Below are 23,424 nucleotides of genomic sequence, written 5' to 3'. Positions count from 1 at the left end.
AGGGAATAGTTTTATTGCCTTTACCTTTCAACTGACTCACGACTCCTCCGCCAAAAGCGGACAGGCGACTTATGACCTTGCGTCGTCCTAAACTATGTTGACATTTTTTTTACCCCCCTTATAGGGGGGCAGGGGGGCTTTTTCTCACGACTCACCCGCCAAAGGCGGACAGGCGACTTATGACCTTGCGTCGTCCTACACTATGTTGACATTTTTTTACCCCCCTTATAGGGGGGCAGGGGGGCTTTTTCTCACGACTCCTCCGCCAAAAGCGGACAGGAGACTCACGACTTACGACTCTCGACTTCCGACTTCCATCCGTTGCGGCTCATGAATTGCACCTCCCTTCCCCATCTAAGGGGGAAGGGCCGGGGATGGGGGCTTTGACGACTCACGACTCTCTTAGTCAGCTTTATTCTTCCGTTTCCGTTCGAGTTCACTGAGGATAATCTTGCGGATGCGGATAGATTTGGGAGTTACTTCAACGTATTCGTCGTCGCGGATGTATTCCATGGCTTCTTCCAGCGAGAAACGTATGGGCGGTACCAGGTTTATCTTTTCGTCGGAACCCGAAGCACGTACGTTCGAGAGTTTCTTGGTCTTGATAACATTAATGGCAATATTATCCTGACGGGTGTTCTCTCCTATCACCTGACCTTCGTAAATAGGTTCGTTGGAGCCGATAAAGAACTTGCCTCTATCCTGCAGCTTCCATAACGCATAGGCCACGGAAACGCCTGTTTCCATAACTATCAGCGCGCCGTTGCGTGCATTTGTCATCTCGCCTTTCCAGGGTTCGAAGCCTTTAAAACGGTGGGCTATCACGGCCTCTCCTTCCGATACGTTCAATACGGCATTGGTAAGTCCGATGAGTCCGCGGGCAGGAATATTAAACACGAGTTCAATACGGTCGTTGCGGGTTTCAATAGATTCCACTTCGCCCTTGCGGCGACTCACCACTTCTATTACCTTACCCGAAAACGCTTCGGGAACGTGGATGGTCAGTGACTCTATAGGCTCGTTCTTCACACCGTTAATCATCTTGGTGATAACGGTAGGCTGTCCGAGCTGAAATTCATAACCTTCGCGGCGCATGGTCTCGACAAGAATGGAGAGATGCAGAATACCGCGTCCGAACACCAGCAAACGGTCGGGCGAGTCGGTCTCGTCAACGCGCAATGCCAGATTCTTTTCGGTTTCCTTATATAAGCGGTCGCGGATGTGGCGTGAAGTAACGTACAGTCCTTCTTTCCCGAAAAACGGGGAATTGTTGATGGTGAAAAGCATACTCATGGTAGGCTCATCCATGCTGATGGGTGCCATACCGTCGGGCGCTTCTATGTCGGCGATGGTATCGCCTATGTTGAATTCGTCGGGAAGCAGCACGGCACAAATCTCTCCGGCGCCCACTTCTTTCTTAATCTTTTCCTTGCCCAGTCCTTCAAACAGATACAGTTCTTTGATAACCGACTTCACAATCTGACCGTCGGCACGAACAATAGATACCTGCTGCCCCATCTTCAGGGCTCCGCGAGAGATACGCCCTATGGCGATACGTCCCACGTACGATGAATAATCGAGTGAGCTGATCTGCATCTGCAGGTTGCCCTGCTCTATCTTCTTGGGTTTGATGTGTGCAATAATGGTCTCAAGCAAATAGGTGATATCGGTTGTGGGTTTCTGCCAGTCGTCCGACATCCATCCCTGTTTGGAGGAGCCGTAAACCGTGGGGAAGTTAAGCTGGTCTTCGCTGGCCTCAAGGCTGAACATCAGGTCAAATACCGACTCATATACTTCTTCGGGGCTGCAGTTGGGTTTGTCAACCTTATTCACCACCACCACGGGTTTCAGCCCGAGTTCGAGTGCTTTCTGAAGTACAAACCGCGTTTGCGGCATGGGACCTTCAAAGGCATCAACCAGCAAAAGCACACCGTCTGCCATATTCAGCACACGTTCCACTTCACCGCCAAAGTCGGCGTGACCGGGGGTGTCGATGATATTTATCTTAACACCTTTATAGCGTACCGATACGTTTTTTGATAAGATGGTGATACCGCGCTCACGTTCCAGGTCGTTGGAGTCCAGAATGAGCTCACGCACTTCCTGATTATCTCTGAATAGTTTTACCTGATGTAAGATGCGGTCAACCAATGTTGTTTTGCCGTGATCAACGTGGGCAATAATGGCCACGTTCCTGACGTCCTGCTCTTCTTCGCTCATTATTTCTTCCTCTTTTTATCCCTGTTCCAGCTTTCGCTTGTGTCTTTTTTATATCCGCCGTAGCGGGGTGCTTCTTTTTTCGTTTTGTCGAATCCGCCGCCGCGTGGGGCGTCTTTCTTGGTTCTGTCGAATCCACCGCCGCGAGGTGCGTCTTTCTTTGCTCTGTCGTATCCGCCGCGGGGTGCATCTTTCTTGGTTCTGTCGTATCCGCCGCTGCGCGGACGGCTGTCGTCGCCTCTGTTAGCCGATGAGCGAGGGCGTGGTGCGTCGTCAATATCGCCTTTGCCTTCGGCAGGTTCAACCTTTATCGGGCGGCCTTCAAATTCCATGCGGTTCATGGCAGGAATAATCTCGTCGACGAAACGTGTCTCAATCTCGAAGAATGAGAAGTTACGTTTCAGGTCTATATCGCCCAGCGCTACTTTCTTACCGGGTGAACAGCGGTTCACAAGGTCAATAAGCTGTGGCGGGTAAAAACCGTCCATTTTGCCGAGACTGATGAACATACGGGTATAGCCGCCTTCCGCTTCGCGCCTTCTGCCGCGTTTGCCGTCGGCTTCACCACCGGGACCGTCGCTGATGGGCGATTTAATCTCGTTGGCATTGCGGTAATACTCCAGGAAGCGGTTGAATGATAATGAAACGAAGCGTTTGATCACTTCTTCCTTATCGAGCCATTCCAGCTTACGGTAGATTACCGGCAGGTAGCTGTCTATGTCTGTCTGGTCCAGTTCGACCTTTTCCATACGGTCAATCAGGTGAAACAGCTGTTTCTCGCATATCTCGCGACCGGTAGGCACCACGGCACTTTTAAACTCTTTCTTTAATTTCTTTTCAATCTGTTTGATGAGATGGCGTTCACGCAGGTTCACCAGTGCAATGGAGATACCTGTTTTGCCTGCCCGTCCGGTACGACCGCTGCGGTGTGTATATACTTCATGATCGTCGGGAAGGGTGTAGTTGATAACGTGTGTGAGGTCGTCCACATCGAGTCCGCGTGCAGCCACGTCGGTAGCCACCAGCATTTTGATGTTCTTGGAACGAAACTTCGACATTACCAGATCGCGCTGTCCCTGCGAGAGGTCGCCGTGAAGCGCTTCTGCATTGTAGCCGTCCTGAATCAGTTTATCGGCAATTTCCTGTGTTTCGCGGCGTGTGCGGCAAAATACCAGTCCGAAGATGCCCGGGTTATTATCGGCAATACGTTTCAGCACCAGATATTTATCCTTGGCGTGAACGGTGTAGTAGATGTGTTTAACATTCTCGGCGCCCGAGTTGCGGGTACCAATGGTGACCTCTAAGGGGTCTTTCATGTATTTCTTGGAGATGCTTGCAATTTGCGGAGGCATGGTAGCCGAGAACAGCAGTGTGTTTCTGTTTTCGGGCACTTCGGCCAGAATGGTGTTGATGCTGTCGAGAAAGCCCATGTTGAGCATTTCGTCGGCTTCGTCGAGCACCACGCGCTTGATAGCTGAAAGTTTTGCCACACCGCGTTCAATAAGGTCGTTCATACGGCCGGGTGTTGCAACAATAATCTGTACGCCGCTTCTCAGGGCTTTTACCTGAGTATCAATGCTTGAGCCTCCATAAACGGGAAGCACTTTGATGTCGTTGCTGTACAATGCGTAATCGTTCAGATCGCCGGCAATTTGCAGGCAGAGTTCGCGGGTTGGGCAAAGTATGAGCGCCGTAGGCAGTTTTGAGCCCGGAATGGCTTCCTGCACCAGCGGAAGTCCGAATGCTGCTGTTTTACCTGTTCCTGTCTGTGCTAATGCAATGATGTCGCGCGACTGGCCCAGCATCAACGGGATTACCTTTTCCTGAACCGGCATGGGGTTCTCAAAACCAAGTTCCCTGACCGCCTTCAAAATGGAAGGGGAAATTCCTAATTCTTCAAATGTTATCATAATGTAGATTGCTTGTGAAATTCGGGGGTGCGGATAAATTGTTCCCCCACAGACATTGACGATGTTGGAAGGATTGACAAGCGCCCTGCTTGCCCGGAAAGTTCACTATTGTTTTATTTAATCGGGTGCAAAGGTACACATTATTATAATACAAACAGAACAAAGTAGTGAAGAACTAAGAGTGAAGAACTAAGAGTGAAGAACTAACAATTAATCTTTGCGTCTTCGCGTCTTTGCGTGACTTTTATAATTAGTCAATTCGCCAATGAGACAATTAGTCAATTCGGCAATTCGGCAATTAGCTAATTTGAAAATTGTTAATTGTTAATTATTAATTCTTAACTGTTAATTGCTTCCGCAATCTGAATGGCATTAGACGCCGCTCCTTTACGAAGGTTGTCGGCAACTACCCATATATTCATGGTGCAGGGCTGTGAATGGTCGCGGCGGATGCGTCCCACAAACACTTCATCTTTTCCGGCTGCCATCAGCGGCATGGGATAGGTATTGGTTTCAGGATTATCCATAACAATGATTCCGGGAGCGTCGCGCAGCAGCTGCACGGCTTCCTTCAGGTCAAACTCCTTATGAAATTCAATATTCACACATTCGGAATGCCCCATTAATACCGGCACACGAACAACCGTTGCAGTAATATTGATGGTTTGGTCGCCCAGTATTTTGCGCGTTTCGTTCACCAGCTTCACTTCTTCGGTGGTATAACCGTCGTCCAGAAAATCGCCTCCGTGAGGAATACAGTTCAGATCAATCGGGTAATGATACGCCATGGGACCGCTGATGCCCGCGCGTTCGTTCTGTATCTGGTCCATGGCTTTTTGTCCGGTACCCGAAACGGCCTGATAGGTGGAAATCACCAGCCGTTTTATTCCGTACTTTTTGTGAAGCGGGTTCAATGCCACCACCATCTGAATGGTTGAGCAGTTGGGATTGGCAATAATTTTATCGTCGGCAGTCAGCAATCCTCCATTTACTTCCGGCACCACGAGTTTTATGGAATCGTCCATGCGCCATGCCGAAGAATTGTCGATTACCACCGTTCCGTTTGCAGCAAACAGCGGTGCATAATGTTTCGACGCGCTTCCGCCTGCCGAAAAAAATGCGAAGCGGGGCTTTGCGCTGATAGCATCGGCAACAGAAACCATGGTGACGGGTTTGCCTTTAAATTCAATCACCTTCCCAACCGAGCGGTCTGATGCTGCAAGAATAAGTTCCGTTACCGGGAAGTTACGTTCTTCAAGAACTTTAATCATCATGCGGCCTACCAAACCGGTGGCTCCAATTACTGCAACTTTCATATTCGTATCTTCTAAACTGACTATTATTACGGATTATGGCTTAACAATGATTTGTGCAACATCGCCGCTGTGAATCTCAACCAGCACCTGCTTGTTGCTGATGGTACGGTGAAGCGTAGCCTGGTCGAAGTGCCAGATGGTAATCAGCTCCAACCCGGTCTGATGCGTAACATTGAATTGCTTTTTGAGGGCATCGATGAAGAGCGGGAGTTTTTGGTCGTTGGTATCAATGCACACGGTAAAACTCAGGGCGGTGTTGTGCATCATATTCACCCGCACGTTGAACTTCGAAAACACATCGAAAATATCGCGGAGGTTTTCTTCAATGATAAACGAAAAATCGACACTCGAAATATTGAGCATCACCTGCGACTGTTTAAGAATAAATGTAGGAATAAGCAGCTTGGACGAGCTTTCTCTGATGACAGTTCCGCTTTTGGCAGGCGCGAGAAAAGATTTCACCTCAAGGTGAATATTCTTATTCTGCAAGGGTTTTATCGTTTTCGGATGAATCACGTTTGCGCCGTAATACGCCAGTTCAATGGCATCGGTATACGAGAGCGATTCAAATTTCACGGTATCGCTGAAGTAGCGCGGGTCGGCATTCATGATGCCTTCCACATCTTTCCATATCGTAACTTTGGAGGCATCGAGGCAGTAGGCAATAATAGCTGCCGAATAATCGGAGCCGTCGAGTCCGAGCGTGATGTTATGTCCGTTGCGGCTGGTAGCAATAAAACCCTGTGTTACGTGAATGGCTGTGTTGCCGTCAGTGTTGCTGAATGCCTTATTAATCATCGGGAGCGATTTCTCCCAGTCCACGCGGCCTTCGCGGAAGCAATCGTTGGTATGCAGCGTTGTGCGGATATCAACCCAGCGGCAGGCGATGCCAGTTTTGTTCAGATACAGGCTCATGATGCGTGATGCAATCAGTTCGCCCCACACCACCACCTGATCGTAAAAGAAATCGAAATCATCACCTGTGCTGCCCAGACAGCGTTTCCTGACTTCGGCAAACATAGTATCGATATCGTCGAAGCCGGGGTCGCTATTCGTTATTCCAAGTTCCGAAATAATATTTTTGTGATAATCCACAAACTGGGTGAGGACTTCTTCTACATCTTTGTAATGATGAAATGCCGAAGCGATAAGCTTTTCGAGCAGTCGGGTGGTTTTTCCCATAGCCGAGAACACCAGCACCAGATCTTTATCCCGGTCGGCCCGTATAATTTCCGTTACCCGTTTTACCGAAGGGGCATCCTGCGTACTCAGCCCACCGAATTTAAAAACTTCCATTTCTGTAAGGTAAATGGGGACAGTGCCCACAACCCTCAACCCGGGAAGCGGTCAGCTCCTGTTCATTTTTTGTTATTTTTTGTTGCATTTGCATTATACTTCTGCAATTATTAAAAAGCACTCAATAATTTTTACGGTTTATCATGCTTAAAGTACTTTTTCTAAAACAAAAATAATCCAATAACAATAACTAATTCATCAATAAAATACGTGTTTGCACTTCAAAAGTACTAAAAAACGCGGAAACCCAATAATTGGATATTTAATCGCATTTTATTTCTAGTTTGAAAAATTGCCCGCGTGCAAAGTCGGGCTTTTTTATTTACCGTTCTTAAATATTTAAACGCAATTAGATATCTTTGTAATGGATTAATATACAATTGTCAAAATCTTTTAGATGACAACTCCCGAATGCCTCGAAAAAGTCAATACCCGTTATAAAAAAGCAAGAATTTCTACTGAGCTTATTATAAACTCCCCCGCGGAATATCTTCTGAATTGTTGTATATTTCAGCGTGTTGAACCAAGTCTGGCTTTGATATTTGGCAGTGTTGTTCCTGCTCTTTGAATAAGAAACAAATCAGCACGGTCGAAATTATATAGAATAAGAATTCCTAAAACACCGGTTATATGAAGAAAATATTCCTTTTGGCAGCACTGATGAGCGCTTATTGTTGTGCAAATGCACAATATAATGTATCCATCAATTTTGAAGATACTGCGACGCTCAAATATGTCAGAATTGATACGGCAAATCACACGAATATCTGGCAGATCGGGAAACCTTCAAAGATCGTTTTTGACAGTGCTTACTCGGCGACGGATGCAATTTTAACGGATACTGCCCTGCCCTATCCTGTAAACAACCATTCATCATTTACAATTACGATAAAGTCGTACGATTGGTTCTGGGGTTCTCCTTCCTGGCATGGTTTTTATAGCAAATACGACACAGACCCGGGCCATGACGGCGGATATATTGATGTTTCATACGATGGGGGTGCCAACTGGCAGAATATAGTATTTGATACGATTTTGAACACCTGCCCTACGTATCCGTTTAGTGATTCGCTCCCCACTTTTTATAACATGTATACTGCCACAGACACTTTAAAAAATGGCGTACCTGCTTTTTCGGGCAGTTCCATCGGATAGAAGTTTTCCGAGATCAGTTGGATTTTCTGTTTAGGTGTTAAGAGCTGGCCACCGGATTCAGTAATGTTCAGGTTTAATTTTGTCAGTGATTCCGTTCAGACAAATAAAGATGGCTGGATGATAGATAATATAACTTTCGAAAGCTATTTCTGTAGTTCTGTCGACTATGGATCTTCGGCCAGTACATCTGCCAGCAGGATATACCCCAACCCGGCCAGCTCGGAGGTCACGGTGGAAGCACCTGTGATATCTGGCAACCCGGCAACGTTGGATATCATGAATATCCAAGGGCAATTGATCCAGCAACAAACCCTGCTGCACGAAAAAACAAACATTGACATAAGAGGACTGGCAAAAGGTGTTTACATCTTAATGCTGCACAGTAATGACAATACAGAAGTGATGCAGATGGTGAAAGAATGAAAATAATTATTAATTGTTAATTTATTAACTCCCCCGTTGGCAAATTAGTTAATGAAACCTATTGGCTTGGGTATCTAAAAAGTGACATCACAAATACTATTCTGATGGCTCTGCAGTTGAATCAGAGTAAGATCTAATTAAAGCTATTAATGGTCTATTAAGTAGTAAAACGAATTTGTATATTGGCGAATATTTTGTTTCCATATTGGTCAATATGCAAAATATTTAATTCAAGCAATTTCGCGTTTTCTCAAATTAATAAAACAGTCAAATTGTCCTAATCCTTAATGCAGCGTGCAGAAAACCCACCATGTTTAACGCGGCTGTCCTTACTAGCATTAGCAGTACTTTATATGGCTTTCACGTTTTTATGTACACGCCTTCGTGGCTTAAAAATACCTAAAAATAATTAAAATGAGCGGACAGCCCGAACAGAATATGCATTTGATTTATCAGCATTACTTGTTTGGTTTCCGCTACTGAATGACTGCGCCCAAGCCCCATTCGCACTCCCTTCGCTGGAACTCCAGTAGTCGTTAGCGAAACCGGTACCTATGGCACCTCTGTTCTCATAAAGTTTATTCAGTTCATCTTTGCTCGGCAGGTACCAGTCTGTGTATATATCGACCACCAAATCATAGCAACTCTGAGCGGCATAGCTTCCTGCGCCTTGGGAGGAAAAAATAGTGTTTGTATTTGCATTACCAGTGCCTATAGCTGTTGCAGTTGCACCGGTAGTTGTATAACTTCCATTATACCATGTAAAACTGTTATTCTGGTCGGTTGTTGCAACTATAATTCCATGCTCAACAACCGCATCGTAACCAATATCTCCTGCCTGTAACATGTAAGCGATTACGCCCCCTTGATAAGTCTGACCTATTGCCAGTGTCCCACCGCTGCCTGTAGTTGTAAATGAAAGAATGTTTCCATATCCTGTGCCGGCACTGCTGGTGGCATACGCCCTGAAATAGTATGTTGTATGTGGTGATAATCCAGCAAGATTACTTTGATAATAACCGTTGCCGGTACCATCGGAGGTTTTCGAGTCTGATATTGTTGGCGATACACCAGTACTCCAACACACACCACGGACGGTCACAGTTGAGCCCTGATCTGTCGAAATATCTCCGCCACAGATAGCAGAAACCGTTGTAATACTTGTTGCGGCAACTGTTGTCAAGACAGGCAGCTGCGCCGGCTGTTCCTGATCATTTGAATCATTGTTACTGTCCTTTTTACACCCATTGTTGAGCATAAGTGCTAAACACATTAGTACTAACGGTAAAATCATAATTCCGCTTTTCTTTTTCATAAAAGTTTTATTTTTAGTGATTACTTTTAGATTAATATAACTTTTCTATATTGCTAAATCTCAATTGTACCTGTTGGTAACGAACAATTATTTTCGTGCCTGAAATAGGCAAATTCACATTAGCACTTGTCTGGATTACTTACTTCTCAATTCCAAAGGAGAAAATTTCAGCATCCACCCAAAGCGCACGAATGCTCATTGTATACTGCTTTTAAGAACTACAACAAATTTCAAAAAAAGTTATTTAATCTTTTACACAACGAACAGAGATTCCAGCATTCTCGCTACCTGTAATGTCAGCATTAAACAAACTATTATTGTTAACCCCTGTATAATAATAAACAGCATTGTTTGGTCCACCTGAAGAAAAGCACCACCATCCCGTTGCAGTTTCAAGAAGTTCGTAGGTTCCATCAGAGTCGCGAAAACCGCCCGGTAACGCCGAGAAACCAGTTTCATTTGTTGCACCAGTATTAGGGTTTTGCCAATGAGCGGTACCTGCTTCTTTAAGTTTGCCTCCCGCCAAACTGCTACCACCAAGAAATGATGTAAGCGTAGCCCACTCCAAATCTGTTGCTGCGTGCCACCCAAGAGGTGCAATGTTTGAAGTGTCGTTTACGGCATACCAGTTATAAATTTTACCATAAGTTAAACTATTTAAAGGCGTATTCATATAATCACAATAAGCGCCAGAAGTGTCAATTTGCCAAGCTGATGGATCCGTAACCAATGGTATATCATTGCCGTTCCGATAATGAGTAACCTTTAAATTCTCCGTCATCCAAATTTGCGAACCTATTGTTACCGTATTGTAAATATTTCCATCGATATCAGTAACAAGTTCATTCGTTGTGAAGGTCATATCATTGCTGTAAGCCGTTCCAAATGAATTTTCAGCTTTAATTCTGTAGTGGTAGGTGGTAAGAGTTGATAAGCCTGATATATCAGCTCTTACAACTGTATTAATATTTCCAGTTAACGGGCTTGGTGAGGCATTTATACTTAGGCCGTAACTGTTTGTAAGACCATATTCAACACTGACATCTGTTGAGGCCACGTTTGCATTTACCAAGCCATTAATTCTTGCGGAGACAGCAGTCACTGCCGATGGTTGGGAAGACGAGACAATTGGAGGCGACCCTAAGGTTGTGAACATCATATCATCGCCATATGCGATTCCAACACTATTTATTGCGTATGCTCTCACATGATACGTGGTACCAAGATTAAGTCCTGTAATAGAACTGGAAAAATTTCCTGTACCGTTACCATCCTGAGTCATGTGGACGCCATACATCGGATTAGGATAGATATCCCAGCAAACACCACGCATAGTGACAAATGAACCGCCATCGCTATAAATTGTTCCCCCGCTAATAGCAGTGCTGCCGCCAATTGAAGTCGCCTGAGTTGTTGACAATGACGCCGAATCAACGGTCGAAAAACTAATTTCATTACCATAAGCAATACCTGTGCTGTTTGTCGCATAGGCTCTGACATAGTATGTTGTTAGCGGCGTTAACCCTGAAAGATTAGCAATAAATGCCCCGACTCCAGCGCCACATGCAATAATGCTATTCGCCGCAGTAGGATTAGGATACAGACTGTAACAGATTCCTCTTGCAGTAACGATACAGCCGCCATCCGAAACAACCGTACCGCCGGATATAGCGGTATAATTCAGAATATTTGTTGCCGAAGCGGATGTAATTGTCGGAAGAGAAATGGAAAAATCAATATTAATCGTTTTACTGCATGTGGGAACATCAATCATCGTCCCGTAACAGTTATTTGAATATCCTGTAAAACGAAGATTATCGCCAGATGCATAAGCCATATCAATTGTGGCTTTAGTACTCTTTAGAGGAGCGGCTTTGGTCAATCGCTTTTCGTTTCCCAGATATTTTATCTGGGTTGCACAAGCAATGCGGCTTGTACTTAATAGCTTAGACGAGTATGCGTATCCGTCACCGAAAATCCGGATAAAATACATGCCCTCTTGCAGACCTGTGATAATATAATTTTGAAGACCTGTTGAAAGTAAATCTTCAGTGCAGAGTACTTGTTGCCCCGAAACGTTATATATACATATTTTTGCCAATCCGATTATTGGAGAATAAAATGAAATCTCAGCATTTGATTGCATCGGATTCGGACAGACCTTAACTAAATCAACGGGAACTTGAATATCATCGATTCCGTTACTTGAAACAATTAATCTCAGGATATCATTTCCACCGATAGTCTGTGAATGACCTTGCGTAAGATTCTCGGTCTTCACGCTGTCCAGTGAAGTAGCCGAACCAATTGCTTCAAATGTTATCAAATAATTCTGAGCATGGCCATTCATCGATAAAAACAAGAATAAAAATATTTCAGTGGCAGCTAGTAAAAATGAGGATAAAATTGTTTTATGTGTCATGGAGTAATTGTTAATTAGAACCGGCAAGATTGATTCAAAAAGAACGATGTGAATATTACTAATCGGGTATTGTAAAAACCTGAAGGATTAAGGTTTCCAGTATTCGTAGAAATAAATTATCCTGATATCATTGCAAAAACGTAAAACGGCAAGAAAGACATTCCACCGTTTTACGAATTATAATTATTACTTCTGAATAATCAGCTTTTGTTTTGATGAGCCTTTCTCTGACCGTATTTCAACAATATAAATACCATTATTTAAGTCGCCGGTGCTGAAATTCTGTCGGTTATTCTGCAGAGGCTCTGAGCGGACAATGCCACCAATAACATTATAAATATTTAATTTCACATCATTCGTTTTAGTGTCAATGTTCAGGGTAACAACGTCTATTGCGGGATTGGGATACATGCTGAAACGAGGTGTATTGTTATTTTCATTAACAGAGCCTACCAGATTATCAAAGCTCAGATTATCGAAATAGACTACCGAATTACCATTAGGTCCGTCTAATTGGTTGTTTGGAAAAAACGCAGCAAGAATCATCATAGCGCTGTCGGCGGTTGAATAAGTGCCCAAAGGCACAGAAAAAGATGTCCATGATGGAGCTGCCGGCAACAGGATGTTTTTATCCAGCACCTGCAAACCACCATCGTACAGTAATATTTTTATCCACGCGGTATCACTGTTTAACGAGATGAGTTTGTAATATCCGAACAGACTGTCCGGATGCCCGGTTACCGGAAAAGCGGGAACCATAGGATAGGACATTGTTTTCGATGCAATCAAACCCCAACCGCCAGCCATTTGTCCAAGCGCAGTATTATTCTCAATTCGCACAGAAAAACTGCCGGCGGATACAGGAAAATGATCGTTCGATTTTGTACATGAATAAAAAGGTCCGGTACAAGAGGGATTCATCGTGGCCCATTCATTTGGCTGTTCATAGCTTCCGGTCGTGGTCCAGTCCTCAAATCCCGCATTCGGAATTTGTGCTTTTGCAGTGCATATAACTGCAACAATAGTCATCATAAAAAGTCCAAATTTTCTCATTTGTTTTTTGTCCGTGATTATCGTGCTGACGCTGCACTGTTAGTTAGTCATATTTATAAACAATATTATATAAAAACAGGAAACAATAATTATTTTATTGAAAATCAAACCAATTTTTATTCAAAAATAATAAAATTTTCATAACATTATAACAACTTTATGTTAATATTATTAATTTTATAACACTATTTAGTAATTAATGACCAAAAACAATATAGGCTATCAATTTTCGTCCGAAATGAATAGGTGACCCGCATCATACTATCGTTCAAAATAACGTAAATTCCATTTTAGTGAAATTTCCTTAGAACCGTATTATGAGGATTACAATAATAACGGATTATGTATAGAAACTAACGGTGGGCAATAAAAAAACGCAGATGATTTTGAAATCCACCTGCGTTTTTATAAAAACATTGTAATCACGGTAATTTAGCGAAATTTTTAACCCTCTTGAAATCAGTTTCAGAATCTTGATTTGTTTAAACCAGCTTTTCAAAAACCTTCTAAAACATCGAGCGGTAAATGGGGATCGAACCCACGACCCTCAGCTTGGGAAGCTGATGCTCTACCATCTGAGCTACTACCGCGATAAGTGTTTCAGAGCACTGAAGCTTGATTTGCATATAAAAGCGTATAACAAAACCTGTATTCTAAAACAGTGCAATCAATGAACGAAGGCTGCAAAGGTAATTAAAAAAAATAATTCTTATGGGTATGTTGCAGCCTTAAAAATCAGCTAAAAGTGCTTGCTTCATACTGCCGTATTCTTCGTCGGTAATCAGGCCGTCTTTGTGCATACGGTCAATTTTACCGAGTTTGATAATTTTCAGTTCCATCTCGCTCAGCTTTTTGTTGAATTCCGCATCGCGGAAAGCGCGCTTTTCAGGATCATTCAGTATGGTTTCATATTCCGTAGCCCTTGCTTCCGCCTCACTCAGGCGCTGCATCAGCGATTGCTCTTCGCGTTCACGTTCTTCTTTCATCCGTGCCTGCGCTTCCGTAAGTTCATTGATGTGGCGCTCGCGTTCGTTCAGGCGCTGTATCAGCGATTGCTCATCCTGTCCACGTTCTTCCTTAATCCTGGATTCAGATTCCTTAAGTTCGATAATTTGACGGTCGCGTTCGTTCAGCTGTGTTTCGAAGTTGGATTTGGCTTCGTCCAACTCATTCTGCAGCTGACGGATGCTTTCCTGATGCGTGGTTTTCAATGCGTCAAGCTCATTTGTATCAACATTCGATGAAGAATTCCCGTCATTGAGGGCGCGTTCCAGTTCCTGAATGCGTGCCTCCATCTGATTCACCATTTCCGATGCCTTGGTGTTGGCTTTGATTTTATCGCTTATCAGATTTGTTTCGTTGGTGCGCAGTTCAAGAATAATTTTATCGTATTCCTCACATTTTTTATTGAACTTTCCGTCGGCTCCGTCTACGGCAGCCTGCATATCTTTGATCCTCGTCTCTTTCATCTCTACGGTGCGATTCAGTTTTTCTATCATATCCGCATTCTGCTGCATCACTTTTTCCACCGATGAGATTTCGAGTTTCATATTCTCATTTTCCTGTTCAAGAGAGGCTGTATTTTTGATTTTCTTTTTCAGCTTTCCTTTTGAAGAAGCCGTCACTACGATGAGTATTATCAGTACAATTACAATGAGCCCCGCTCCTGCCGCACCATACATTCCGAACAGAATCATCTTTTCATTCAAGTCATTATTCATTTTCAGCTCGACATACTCGCTTTCGCGGATGTCCAGTTTATTCGACATGGTATTGTATGCCTGGCTGCGCACCACCAGGGTGTCTATTAGTTGATTGTCCAGTTTGAGCAGTTCGTCCGACTGCAGCAGCACAGTGTCGATAACTGCTTTTTGCTTCATATCGCCGGTATTCCTCAGGTCGAGATAATGGAACAGCATGGCGTTGCGTTCATTGATGAGTGAGCTGTCCGGAATGCTTTGTGCAAACAGCATCGGCGCAAATAATATGGCAAGCAGAAACAGGCAGGATTTTTTCAACATAGTTTAGATTTTTAGAGGGTTCAGCGGAAATTTTTGATTGATAGAGCTCATTTGCAATCGCACCGCTAAGTTACAACGTTTTGTTGTTTCCCGAGCCGCTTCGCATAATTTATCCGTACTTTTGCAGTCAAATTTCAGAAAAACTGGCTACATCATATACATATAAAGGTATCTGGTTGCTCACCTATCCAATCATACTTGGATTGTTGGCAGAGAACATGATCAATTTCATTGATACTGTTTTTCTCGGGCGCGTTGGCGAAGTGGCCCTGGGCGGTTCGGCCATTGGCGGGTTGTTTTACGTGATGCTGTTCATTCTCGGCTTCGGTTTCAGCCTGGGAACTCAGATTCTGATTTCACGTCGCAACGGTGAGGGCAACTATACCGAGGTCGGACGGATTTTTCGCCACAGCATGATTTTTCTGGTGGTTTTTGCAGCCGTTCTGGCTATTGTCGTAAGAACAGCTGGGCACAGCATGCTCAGGGGTGTTATAGCTTCGCCGAATATTTACGATGCCGCCATGACCTTTCTTGATTACCGTATCTTCGGACTGGTATTTGTTTTCGCGGCGTGCAGCTACAGGGCATTTTTCGTGGGCATCATGAAAACCCGCATTCTTACGTATAATGCGCTGATAATGGCCGGCGTGAACATTCTGCTCGATTACATACTGATATTCGGTCACTGGGGTTTCCCGAAAATGGGAATTGCGGGAGCCGGCATAGCCTCGGCCACGGCTGAAGCCGTAAGCTTGTTACATTTTTATTTGGTGGCACGCTTCACCCGCGATCAACAGCGTTACGGCATCTTCAAAAAAGGCATTTTTGACTTCAGCCTGATACGCAGCATTTTCGGAGTATCGTTTTTCACCATGCTTCAGCATTTCATCGCGCTTGGCGGATGGTGGGTGTTCTTTATGATTATCGAGAAAACGGGCGAACATCCGCTTGCCATATCCAATATTGTGCGCAGTATTTACATGATATTCCTTATTCCCATCTGGGCATTCAGTTCGGCGACCAATACTGTGGTGAGCAACCTGATTGGCGAAAACCGTAAAAGCGAAGTAATGTCGGCCATACGCCGTATTGCCTTGCTGTGTCTGGCCGTGGTGGCAGCCATGGTTGTACCCGCCTTAGGGTTAACCCGACAAATCATCTCACTTTATACCAATAACAATCAGTTGATTATTGACAGTCAGCCGGTACTGTTTGTGGTGTTGGGCGTACTTATCATCTTTTCTTTTGCCATGACTACTTTCAGCGGCGTAACCGGCACCGGCAATACCCGCACCGCGCTGTTGATAGAGTGTCTGGCCATTTCCATATATCTCACCGCAGTATATCTCATCAGCGTTTACACTACCCACAGCATCGCCGTAATCTGGTGCTCTGAATACATTTATATTATTATGCTGGCAATCTTTTCCTTCCTCTATATGCGAAATGGAAAATGGAAGGAAAGAAGCATATAATTAAGTCGTAGTGGACAATTCTTGACAGCTGCCTGAACTATTTCAACATTATACTGTTATAAAGTTTCAGCCTTTGTAATCTTCGTCTGTAAAAAAATCCTAAATTCGTCGCGTCAAATAAAAACTCATTTGTTATGAAGAGATTTACTCTCACGTTAGCCATCATTTGTTCGGTTATAGCCGCGAACAGTTATGCACAGGTTTTCACACCTTCCAATTCAAAACTTTCGGCCATTGCAAAAGTGACCGATAAAGGCGGATGGATAACATTTAATGATAATTTCAAAACGGCTCCTGCCGATGTTTTCTCAAGTCAAAAAGCTGCTTTCGGCCTGGGAAGCGGCGATGAGATGAAATTAGTTAAGAGTTCAACAGATAAGATTGGATATACTCATTATAAGTATCAGCAGTTGTATAAAGGCATTCCTGTTGCAGGTGCCGATTATATCATTCACGGAAGCAACGGAAAAGCACTGACCGGAAACGGTAATATTGTTTCAGGTCTTACGTGCGGCAGCACACCGCAGCTGCAGGCAAAAACTGCGATAGATATAGCCTTAAAGCTGATGAATGCCGAACGCTATATGTGGGAAAATCCACAAAATGAAGAAATGCTGCGCACCACTACAGGTAATCAAAATGCTACCTATTATCCTGAAGCAAAACTGGTGATTTTCGACAAGCATTTTTCAGGAGTTGCCTCTAAATACCGTCTCGCCTGGAAGGTGAACGTATATGCTGAAAAACCTCTTGGCAAACGCGATATTTATATTGATGCCCTGAGCGGTGAAGTAATCCATACAATTAATGATATCAAAACGACCGATGTGCCGGGATCAGCGCATACAAAATACAGCGGAACTCAGCCCATCACCACAGATTCAACGGCACCCGGTCAGTACAGACTTCGCGAGACATCGCGCAGCGGCATTGAAACTTATGACATGAACACCGGAACTGTTTACGGCTCGGCTGTTGATTTTACCGATACCGATAATGACTGGAATAATATCAACGCACAGAAAGACGAAGTAGCAACCGATGCGCACTGGGGTGCAGAAATGACGTACGATTATTATTTCACCCAATTTGGACGGAACAGTTATGATGATGCCGGTGCAAAACTGATGAGCTATGTTCATTATGATGTTGGCTATGATAACGCATTCTGGGATGGTTTCCGCATGACATACGGTGATGGCAGTACTTACAAGCCGTTTACGGCTCTTGATATCTGCGGTCATGAAATTACTCACGCTGTCAGCGACGGAACCGCAGGTTTTGTTTATCAGGATGAATCGGGTGCCCTGAGCGAAGGTTTCAGCGATATTTTTGGCACTTCGGTTGAGTTTTTCGCACTGGGAAGTGCCGGCGACTGGAAAATGGGCGAAGATATTGACCCCGCAGGCATCGGACTGCGCAGCATCAACGATCCGAAATCAACACAGAACCCGACTACGTATCACGGGCAATACTGGGCAACCGGAGTTTTTGACAACGGAGGTGTTCATACCAACTGCAGCCTTGCATCATACTGGTTCTACCTGCTCAGTCAGGGTGGCAGCGGTTCCAACGACCTCGGTCTGCAATTTTCAGTGCAGCCTGTTGGACTCGATACAGCCGAAGCTATTGCCTATCGCGGACTCACTATTTATCTTACCAGTAACTCAACCTATGCCGATGCCCGCATGGCAACACTGCAGGCAGCCATCGACCTTTACGGAAGTTGTTCCAGGCCTTATATTCAGGCATCGAATGCATGGTATGCCGTGGGTGTTGGTCAGGCCGTTACCGATTATGATTTATCTATGTATAAAATTACCGAACCTGTTACCGGTTGCGGACTCACCACAACTCCCGTAAGTATCAGTGCCATCTACAACGGTTGCAATCTGAGTATCCCTTCCGGCGATACCCTTTATATGAACTATGTATTAGACGGCGGAGCAGTTGTTACGGATACACTGGTTTTATCAGCCGACATCAATCCCGGCGATACACTGAATTATACCTTTGCACAAGCTGCAGATGCCTCTGCACTGGGCATGCATGACCTTACCTGTTTCATTACGTTCAATCTAGATACAATTTCTTATAACGACACCATTCAGGGTTATCAGTTTGAGAACAGGTTATTCCAGAACAGTGATGTCGCCTTGAGCGCCATCGTGGAGCCGTTTTCGGAATGCCACCTCACCGACGCTGAAACAGTAAAAGTAAAGGTAGCATTTCATGGCTGCGATTACCTTATTCCGGGAAGCAGCATCAGGCTTGGCTATTCAGTTGACGGCGGAACGGCAGTTTATGATACGCTGACAACAGTTGCCAACCTTCTCCCCGATTCTACGGTAGAGTTTACTTTTGCACCCACGGCCGACCTCTCGGCAGTCGGAACACATTACATCAAAGCATGGACTGCCTTTGATATTGACAGCAACCAAATGAATGATACTCTTTTTGGGTATGCAGTTAAAAATCCTTTATCGATAACCGATACCATCATTACATTTGATGAGGCAAACCCGTCAAAAAATTACGTTGTGAATCTGGGTATATACGCACATGCGTTCACTTCGCATACAGCATATCATACAGGACCGCTCGGCTTCCAGATGACCGGCGGAAATGCCATGGCATATTATGACCTGCTGGAATTCCCCAACGGTAACAACACCTGGCAAATCAATGATTTTCTTTCGGCAAAGATTACGTTTTGTGTAGATGCTACCGCATGGACACATTGCAATATGAAATTCGACCTCAAGCAGACCTTCGGCGAAGCGGCATACACCAATCTGATAGGTCCGGGAGATTATAGAATTGCAAGTAATCTCAGAGTGCTTGTAAATAATTCCATACAAGTTGGCGGAACATACAATCCGGCTACAGCCGCATCCGACCCTTATGCCACCTATTTCGTGAATCTCGATGCATTTGCCGGAACTCGCTTTACCGTTGCCTTTGAGACACGCAATATTGCTAAAGACACCTTAGGATTTAAAATGGATAATGCCTACCTCGACAATATCCGCTTCCGCGAAGCTGATTTCAGCGAAGTTGGCGAAAGCGCCAAACTCGACAATTACGTTGCACTGTACCCGAATCCCTCAACCGGCAAACTGTTTATTGATTACTTCGCGAACAGGAATCAGGATGTAACTGTAAACATAATGGACATCACCGGAAGGATTATTCAGAGCAATATAGAATCAGCCAATACCGGTTTGAACCGTTTCAACTGCGACCTCAGTAACAATACCGCAGGTATCTATTTCATCAGCCTCAGAACCACGGACGGAGTGTTCAACAGCAAGGTGGTGAAGGAGTAGTGAAAAATGAATAGTGAATAGTGAAAAATGAAAAAACATTTTTCATTTTTCATTTTTAATTCTTAACTGTTTTCCAGGTTTCGTCAAAGAAGGCTTTGAAACTAATGGGAGGCTGAAGGTTAAAATCGCCCCATTTTATGGTATGCGTTTGTTTGCCATCGAAGTATTCGATATAATAAGTCATGTTCCCCGGATGATTGAATTCAGGATTCGGAAATTGAAGCGCCGCGGCTTTACTGAATAAATCGGCGACCGTCTTTTTATCAAGTTTCTTTGAAAGACTCACCGGTGCAGAACCTGCAGAAGCCGCATTGGTGCTGAAAACCTCGCCATTGCCTTTAAGCGTATAAGAATCGTATTTACCGATAAATCCGCCGCCCCTGCCCAATGTTATACTGTGATTGGTATAGCGCACCGTTTTGCAGCCGAAGGTCAGCAGCAGGATTATACACAGAGAGATTCGCGGAATCTTCATGATAAAAGATATTGGTTACATTTTTTCAGGCACGCTTATGCCCAGCAAACTCATGGCCGATGCAATCACTTTTCCGGTGTGTGCCGTAAGCAGCAGCCGCATCCGTTGAAGTGCATTGTTTTCTTCTTTCAGCACCGGAATTTTCTGATAAAACTGATTGTACTCCTTTGCCAGTTCAAACGTATAGTTCGCGATGAGCGCGGGACTCATCATCTCGCCTGCCTGTTTTACAACCGCAGGAAACTCGTATAACAATTTTATCAGTTCACGTTCATCGGGTAAAATAGTTACCGATTCATCGACATTCAGCAGCGTTATATCCATTTCGGAACGGCGCAGCATCGAGCGAATGCGTGCATGCGTGTACTGAATGAAAGGTCCGGTGTTGCCGTTAAAATCAATGGATTCCTTAGGATTGAACATCATATTCTTTTCGGGATCCACTTTCAGAATAAAATATTTGAGTGCACCCAGACCAATAAGCGAAAATAATTCAGCGGCTTCCGCCTCACTGAAACCAGCTGTTTTTCCAAGTGTTTCGGTTGTTTCGCGCGCAGTGGCAATCATATCGTCAACCAAATCATCGGCATCCACCACAGTTCCTTCGCGCGATTTCATTTTGCCTTCAGGCAGCTCCACCATGCCGTATGAGAGGTGATGAATACCATCGGCCCAGACGAATCCTGCCGTCTTCATCACTTTTTTCAACACATCAAAATGATAATTCTGTTCATTGCCCACCACATAAATCATGCGTGACGGCTGAAACTCGTCGAAACGTAATCTGGCAGTGCCCAGATCCTGCGTCATATACACCGAAGTGCCGTCGCTCCTGAGCAGCAGCTTCTCATCAAGCCCTTCTTCCGTAAGGTCAATCCATACAGATTTATCTTCTTTTTGATGAAACACCTTATTGGCAAGACCTTCAGCCACTATTTCTTTTCCCAGCAAATACGTTTGCGATTCGTAATACGTTTTATCGAAAGCGATGCCGAGCTTTTTGTATGTTTCATCAAAACCTTTATACACCCATCCGTTCATGGTTTGCCAGAGTTTGCGCACTTCTTCGTCGCCTGCCTCCCACTGCTGAAGCATTTGCTGAGCCTGCTGCATCAGCGGCGCATTTTTTGCCGCATCATCCTGAGCGGCGCCACCGGCAACCATTTCAGCAATTTCCGCCTTGAGATGTTTGTCAAACTCAACATAATATTTCCCCACCAGCTTATCGCCTTTCAATCCCGATGACTGCGGTGTTTCACCGTTTCCCCATTTCTGCCATGCGAGCATGGACTTGCAGATGTGTATGCCCCGGTCGTTCACCAGATTCACCTTCACCACATTTTTCCCGTTTGCTTTCAGGATGCGGCTGATGGAATCGCCCAGCAGGTTGTTGCGGATATGCCCCAGATGCAATGGTTTGTTGGTGTTGGGCGATGAAAACTCTATCATCAGTTTTTCGCCTTTGCCCGTAGTATCAATCCCAAAATTTTCTTTTGTAATTTCTTCGCTCAGATAATCCAGCCAGTACTGTTCCTTAAGCAGTATATTCAGGAAACCCTTGACCACACCAAAACTCTTCACTTCAGCCATATGCGCGGCAAGATAACCTCCAATTTCGTGTGCAGTAACGTCAGGCGCTTTACGCGATAATCTGGTAATCGGGAAAATAACAACGGTAAGGTCGCCGCTTTCGCGGAAATCGGGATTTGTTTTCTGGATGGAAACTTTTTCCGGGTCAAGTTCCACATTATATAATTCAAGAACTGCCGCAGCAGTATGTTTTGCAATTTCGCCTTCTATACGGTTCATTCCATTTCTTATTTGGCACAAAGTTAAAACAATTAGTCATAAGTTGAGGCGAAGCCGAAATCCGTCTCCTGACGGATCATGAGTCGTGAGTCAAGAGTCGTGAGTCGTAAGTCAAAAATGAGATAAGTGGTAAGACAAAAACAGAAGTCAGAAGTCAGAAGAAAAAAATCGACCATCTCTGAATAGCGTTGACCGATTTTACCAAGTTTAATTGATGATTGATAATTGAAATTATCCCGTCAGGGATATAATATTTCTAGAACCAGAGATAAAGTATAAACCGGCGGCGCACGGATGATTCTAATTAATTGTGATGATGACAGCATGCGCCGCAAAAAAGTCGTGAGTCAAGAGTCGTGAGTCAAGAGTCGAAAATCACAAGCAGTAGTGTAGCGGAAGTCCGCCGTGAAATATTCCGCCAGCCGATTTCGGCAACGCCTCATCTTTTCATCTTTTCATTTTTTCATCTTTTCATTTTTTCATCTTTTCATCTTTTCATCTTTTCATTTTCTCATTTTTTCATCTTTTCATTTTTTCATCTTTTCATCTTTTCATCTTTTCATCTTTTCCAACTTCCACCTTCCGGCCGGGCCACAACCTGATTCAGCCAAAAGGTTAACAATGAGCAGCAGCTATTTTTTGTCTTTAAAGAGGTAATTTAACCTTAGGTTTTATGTTGAAAATCTGTCGAAGTTGAAATTGGTTACCGAATGTTACTCTTTTATTATTTTTATTGTCTGTCGTTCGCTGATTGCATTTGTTAACACCAAAAAATATATTCCGCTTGTCAAAATACTAATATCCACTTCATCGAACCTGCTTGTCTGAAAAAGCTGTAATTGTCCGGTGCAGCTAAACACTTCAAGTGTTTTTGTTTGTCCGAATTGTTGTGGAATTTGAAGGTTGACTTTTCCAGACGTAGGATTTGGCAGCACTTCAATTAAATTATTGTGATTTGTTTCATCAACTCCAATTGCTATGCAAGATTGAGTAATTGTTCCTCCGCTTGAAATTTGCACCATGGTATTGTCAATCAAACAACGTGAGGAGACATTAAATGATTTTGCTGAAGAAAACGTTAAGGCGGTATCCTCAGTTATCAAATTACTGCTCTGATTACATCCGCTATTACCATTGGCATCAGTCTTAATTAAATATCACTGTTGTCCGGTAAAAGTTTGAAAGAAGCCGAAGCATAAGCCCGGCTT

Annotated in this window: 15 protein-coding genes and 1 tRNA gene; 4 read left to right on the top strand and 12 right to left on the bottom strand. The window is 44.2% G+C overall.

Annotated elements, in window-relative coordinates; genetic code table 11:
- Positions 1–402: 402 nt before the first annotated feature.
- From typA to WCM76_09160, 4 genes are all read right to left on the bottom strand, one after another.
- Positions 403–2,220, bottom strand: a complete 1,818-nt coding sequence (gene typA / locus WCM76_09175) for a translational GTPase TypA (GenBank protein ID MEI6765799.1) — start codon at positions 2,218–2,220, stop codon at positions 403–405.
- The gene (locus WCM76_09170) at positions 2,220–4,127 is read right to left on the bottom strand and encodes a DEAD/DEAH box helicase (GenBank protein ID MEI6765798.1); all 1,908 of its coding nucleotides are present in this window, start codon (positions 4,125–4,127) and stop codon (positions 2,220–2,222) included. The genes typA and WCM76_09170 overlap by 1 nt, the downstream gene beginning before the upstream one ends.
- A gap of 338 nt (positions 4,128–4,465) precedes the next feature.
- Entirely contained in the window at positions 4,466–5,443 is a 978-nt protein-coding gene (locus tag WCM76_09165; protein MEI6765797.1) for an aspartate-semialdehyde dehydrogenase, read from the bottom strand.
- Between the two features lie 33 nt (positions 5,444–5,476).
- Positions 5,477–6,739: an aspartate kinase gene (locus WCM76_09160; protein MEI6765796.1), complete on the bottom strand. Its 1,263-nt coding sequence runs from the start codon at positions 6,737–6,739 to the stop codon at positions 5,477–5,479.
- Positions 6,740–7,369: 630 nt separating this feature from the next.
- On the opposite strand from WCM76_09160, the gene WCM76_09155 reads away from it, so the two are divergent.
- Complete coding sequence (locus WCM76_09155; protein ID MEI6765795.1) at positions 7,370–7,894, top strand: hypothetical protein; 525 nt, start codon at positions 7,370–7,372, stop codon at positions 7,892–7,894.
- 117 nt (positions 7,895–8,011) lie between these two features.
- The gene (locus WCM76_09150) at positions 8,012–8,317 is read left to right on the top strand and encodes a T9SS type A sorting domain-containing protein (GenBank protein MEI6765794.1); all 306 of its coding nucleotides are present in this window, start codon (positions 8,012–8,014) and stop codon (positions 8,315–8,317) included.
- Positions 8,318–8,726: 409 nt separating this feature from the next.
- Here the strand turns inward: WCM76_09150 and WCM76_09145 are convergent, their stop codons facing one another.
- From WCM76_09145 to WCM76_09125, 5 genes are all read right to left on the bottom strand, one after another.
- Positions 8,727–9,632, bottom strand: coding sequence for a DUF1566 domain-containing protein (locus WCM76_09145; protein MEI6765793.1), 906 nt, complete (start codon positions 9,630–9,632; stop codon positions 8,727–8,729).
- Between the two features lie 244 nt (positions 9,633–9,876).
- On the bottom strand, positions 9,877–12,054 hold the full coding sequence (locus tag WCM76_09140; GenBank protein ID MEI6765792.1) for an FISUMP domain-containing protein: 2,178 nt from the start codon (positions 12,052–12,054) through the stop codon (positions 9,877–9,879).
- A 186-nt stretch (positions 12,055–12,240) separates the two neighbouring features.
- Positions 12,241–13,107 carry a T9SS type A sorting domain-containing protein gene (locus WCM76_09135; GenBank protein MEI6765791.1) on the bottom strand — a complete coding sequence of 289 codons (867 nt, stop codon included), beginning with the start codon at positions 13,105–13,107 and terminating at the stop codon, positions 12,241–12,243.
- A 517-nt stretch (positions 13,108–13,624) separates the two neighbouring features.
- Positions 13,625–13,697, bottom strand: a tRNA-Gly gene (locus WCM76_09130).
- Between the two features lie 138 nt (positions 13,698–13,835).
- On the bottom strand, positions 13,836–15,128 hold the full coding sequence (locus tag WCM76_09125; GenBank protein ID MEI6765790.1) for a hypothetical protein: 1,293 nt from the start codon (positions 15,126–15,128) through the stop codon (positions 13,836–13,838).
- A 176-nt stretch (positions 15,129–15,304) separates the two neighbouring features.
- Between WCM76_09125 and WCM76_09120 the strand changes: the two genes are divergently transcribed.
- On the top strand, positions 15,305–16,603 hold the full coding sequence (locus WCM76_09120; protein ID MEI6765789.1) for an MATE family efflux transporter: 1,299 nt from the start codon (positions 15,305–15,307) through the stop codon (positions 16,601–16,603).
- Between the two features lie 134 nt (positions 16,604–16,737).
- Complete coding sequence (locus WCM76_09115) at positions 16,738–19,932, top strand: M4 family metallopeptidase (GenBank protein MEI6765788.1); 3,195 nt, start codon at positions 16,738–16,740, stop codon at positions 19,930–19,932.
- Between the two features lie 55 nt (positions 19,933–19,987).
- Here the strand turns inward: WCM76_09115 and WCM76_09110 are convergent, their stop codons facing one another.
- The 3 genes from WCM76_09110 to WCM76_09100 all read right to left on the bottom strand — a co-directional run bounded on the left by WCM76_09110 (position 19,988) and on the right by WCM76_09100 (position 23,319).
- Positions 19,988–20,407: a hypothetical protein gene (locus tag WCM76_09110; protein ID MEI6765787.1), complete on the bottom strand. Its 420-nt coding sequence runs from the start codon at positions 20,405–20,407 to the stop codon at positions 19,988–19,990.
- Positions 20,408–20,422: 15 nt separating this feature from the next.
- Positions 20,423–22,216, bottom strand: a complete 1,794-nt coding sequence (gene argS, locus WCM76_09105) for an arginine--tRNA ligase (GenBank protein ID MEI6765786.1) — start codon at positions 22,214–22,216, stop codon at positions 20,423–20,425.
- Between the two features lie 713 nt (positions 22,217–22,929).
- Entirely contained in the window at positions 22,930–23,319 is a 390-nt protein-coding gene (locus WCM76_09100) for a T9SS type A sorting domain-containing protein (GenBank protein ID MEI6765785.1), read from the bottom strand.
- Positions 23,320–23,424 lie beyond the last annotated feature (105 nt).

This window comes from Bacteroidota bacterium (assembly GCA_037133915.1).
Taxonomy (GTDB): domain Bacteria; phylum Bacteroidota; class Bacteroidia; order Bacteroidales; family CAIWKO01; genus JBAXND01.
The sequence above is the reverse complement of the archived record's forward strand: the minus strand, read 5'-3'. Positions and strand labels throughout refer to the sequence as shown.

Excerpts from the sequence above, each read along its gene's own strand:
- typA (MEI6765799.1), bottom strand. The coding sequence starts at position 2,220 with ATGAGCGAAGAAGAGCAGGACGTCAGGAACGTGGCCATTATTGCCCAC.
- WCM76_09170 (MEI6765798.1), bottom strand. The coding sequence starts at position 4,127 with ATGATAACATTTGAAGAATTAGGAATTTCCCCTTCCATTTTGAAGGCG.
- WCM76_09165 (MEI6765797.1), bottom strand. The coding sequence starts at position 5,443 with ATGAAAGTTGCAGTAATTGGAGCCACCGGTTTGGTAGGCCGCATGATG.
- WCM76_09160 (MEI6765796.1), bottom strand. The coding sequence starts at position 6,739 with ATGGAAGTTTTTAAATTCGGTGGGCTGAGTACGCAGGATGCCCCTTCG.
- WCM76_09155 (MEI6765795.1), top strand. The coding sequence starts at position 7,370 with ATGAAGAAAATATTCCTTTTGGCAGCACTGATGAGCGCTTATTGTTGT.
- WCM76_09150 (MEI6765794.1), top strand. The coding sequence starts at position 8,012 with ATGATAGATAATATAACTTTCGAAAGCTATTTCTGTAGTTCTGTCGAC.
- WCM76_09145 (MEI6765793.1), bottom strand. The coding sequence starts at position 9,632 with ATGAAAAAGAAAAGCGGAATTATGATTTTACCGTTAGTACTAATGTGT.
- WCM76_09140 (MEI6765792.1), bottom strand. The coding sequence starts at position 12,054 with ATGACACATAAAACAATTTTATCCTCATTTTTACTAGCTGCCACTGAA.
- WCM76_09135 (MEI6765791.1), bottom strand. The coding sequence starts at position 13,107 with ATGAGAAAATTTGGACTTTTTATGATGACTATTGTTGCAGTTATATGC.
- WCM76_09125 (MEI6765790.1), bottom strand. The coding sequence starts at position 15,128 with ATGTTGAAAAAATCCTGCCTGTTTCTGCTTGCCATATTATTTGCGCCG.
- WCM76_09115 (MEI6765788.1), top strand. The coding sequence starts at position 16,738 with ATGAAGAGATTTACTCTCACGTTAGCCATCATTTGTTCGGTTATAGCC.
- WCM76_09110 (MEI6765787.1), bottom strand. The coding sequence starts at position 20,407 with ATGAAGATTCCGCGAATCTCTCTGTGTATAATCCTGCTGCTGACCTTC.
- argS (MEI6765786.1), bottom strand. The coding sequence starts at position 22,216 with ATGAACCGTATAGAAGGCGAAATTGCAAAACATACTGCTGCGGCAGTT.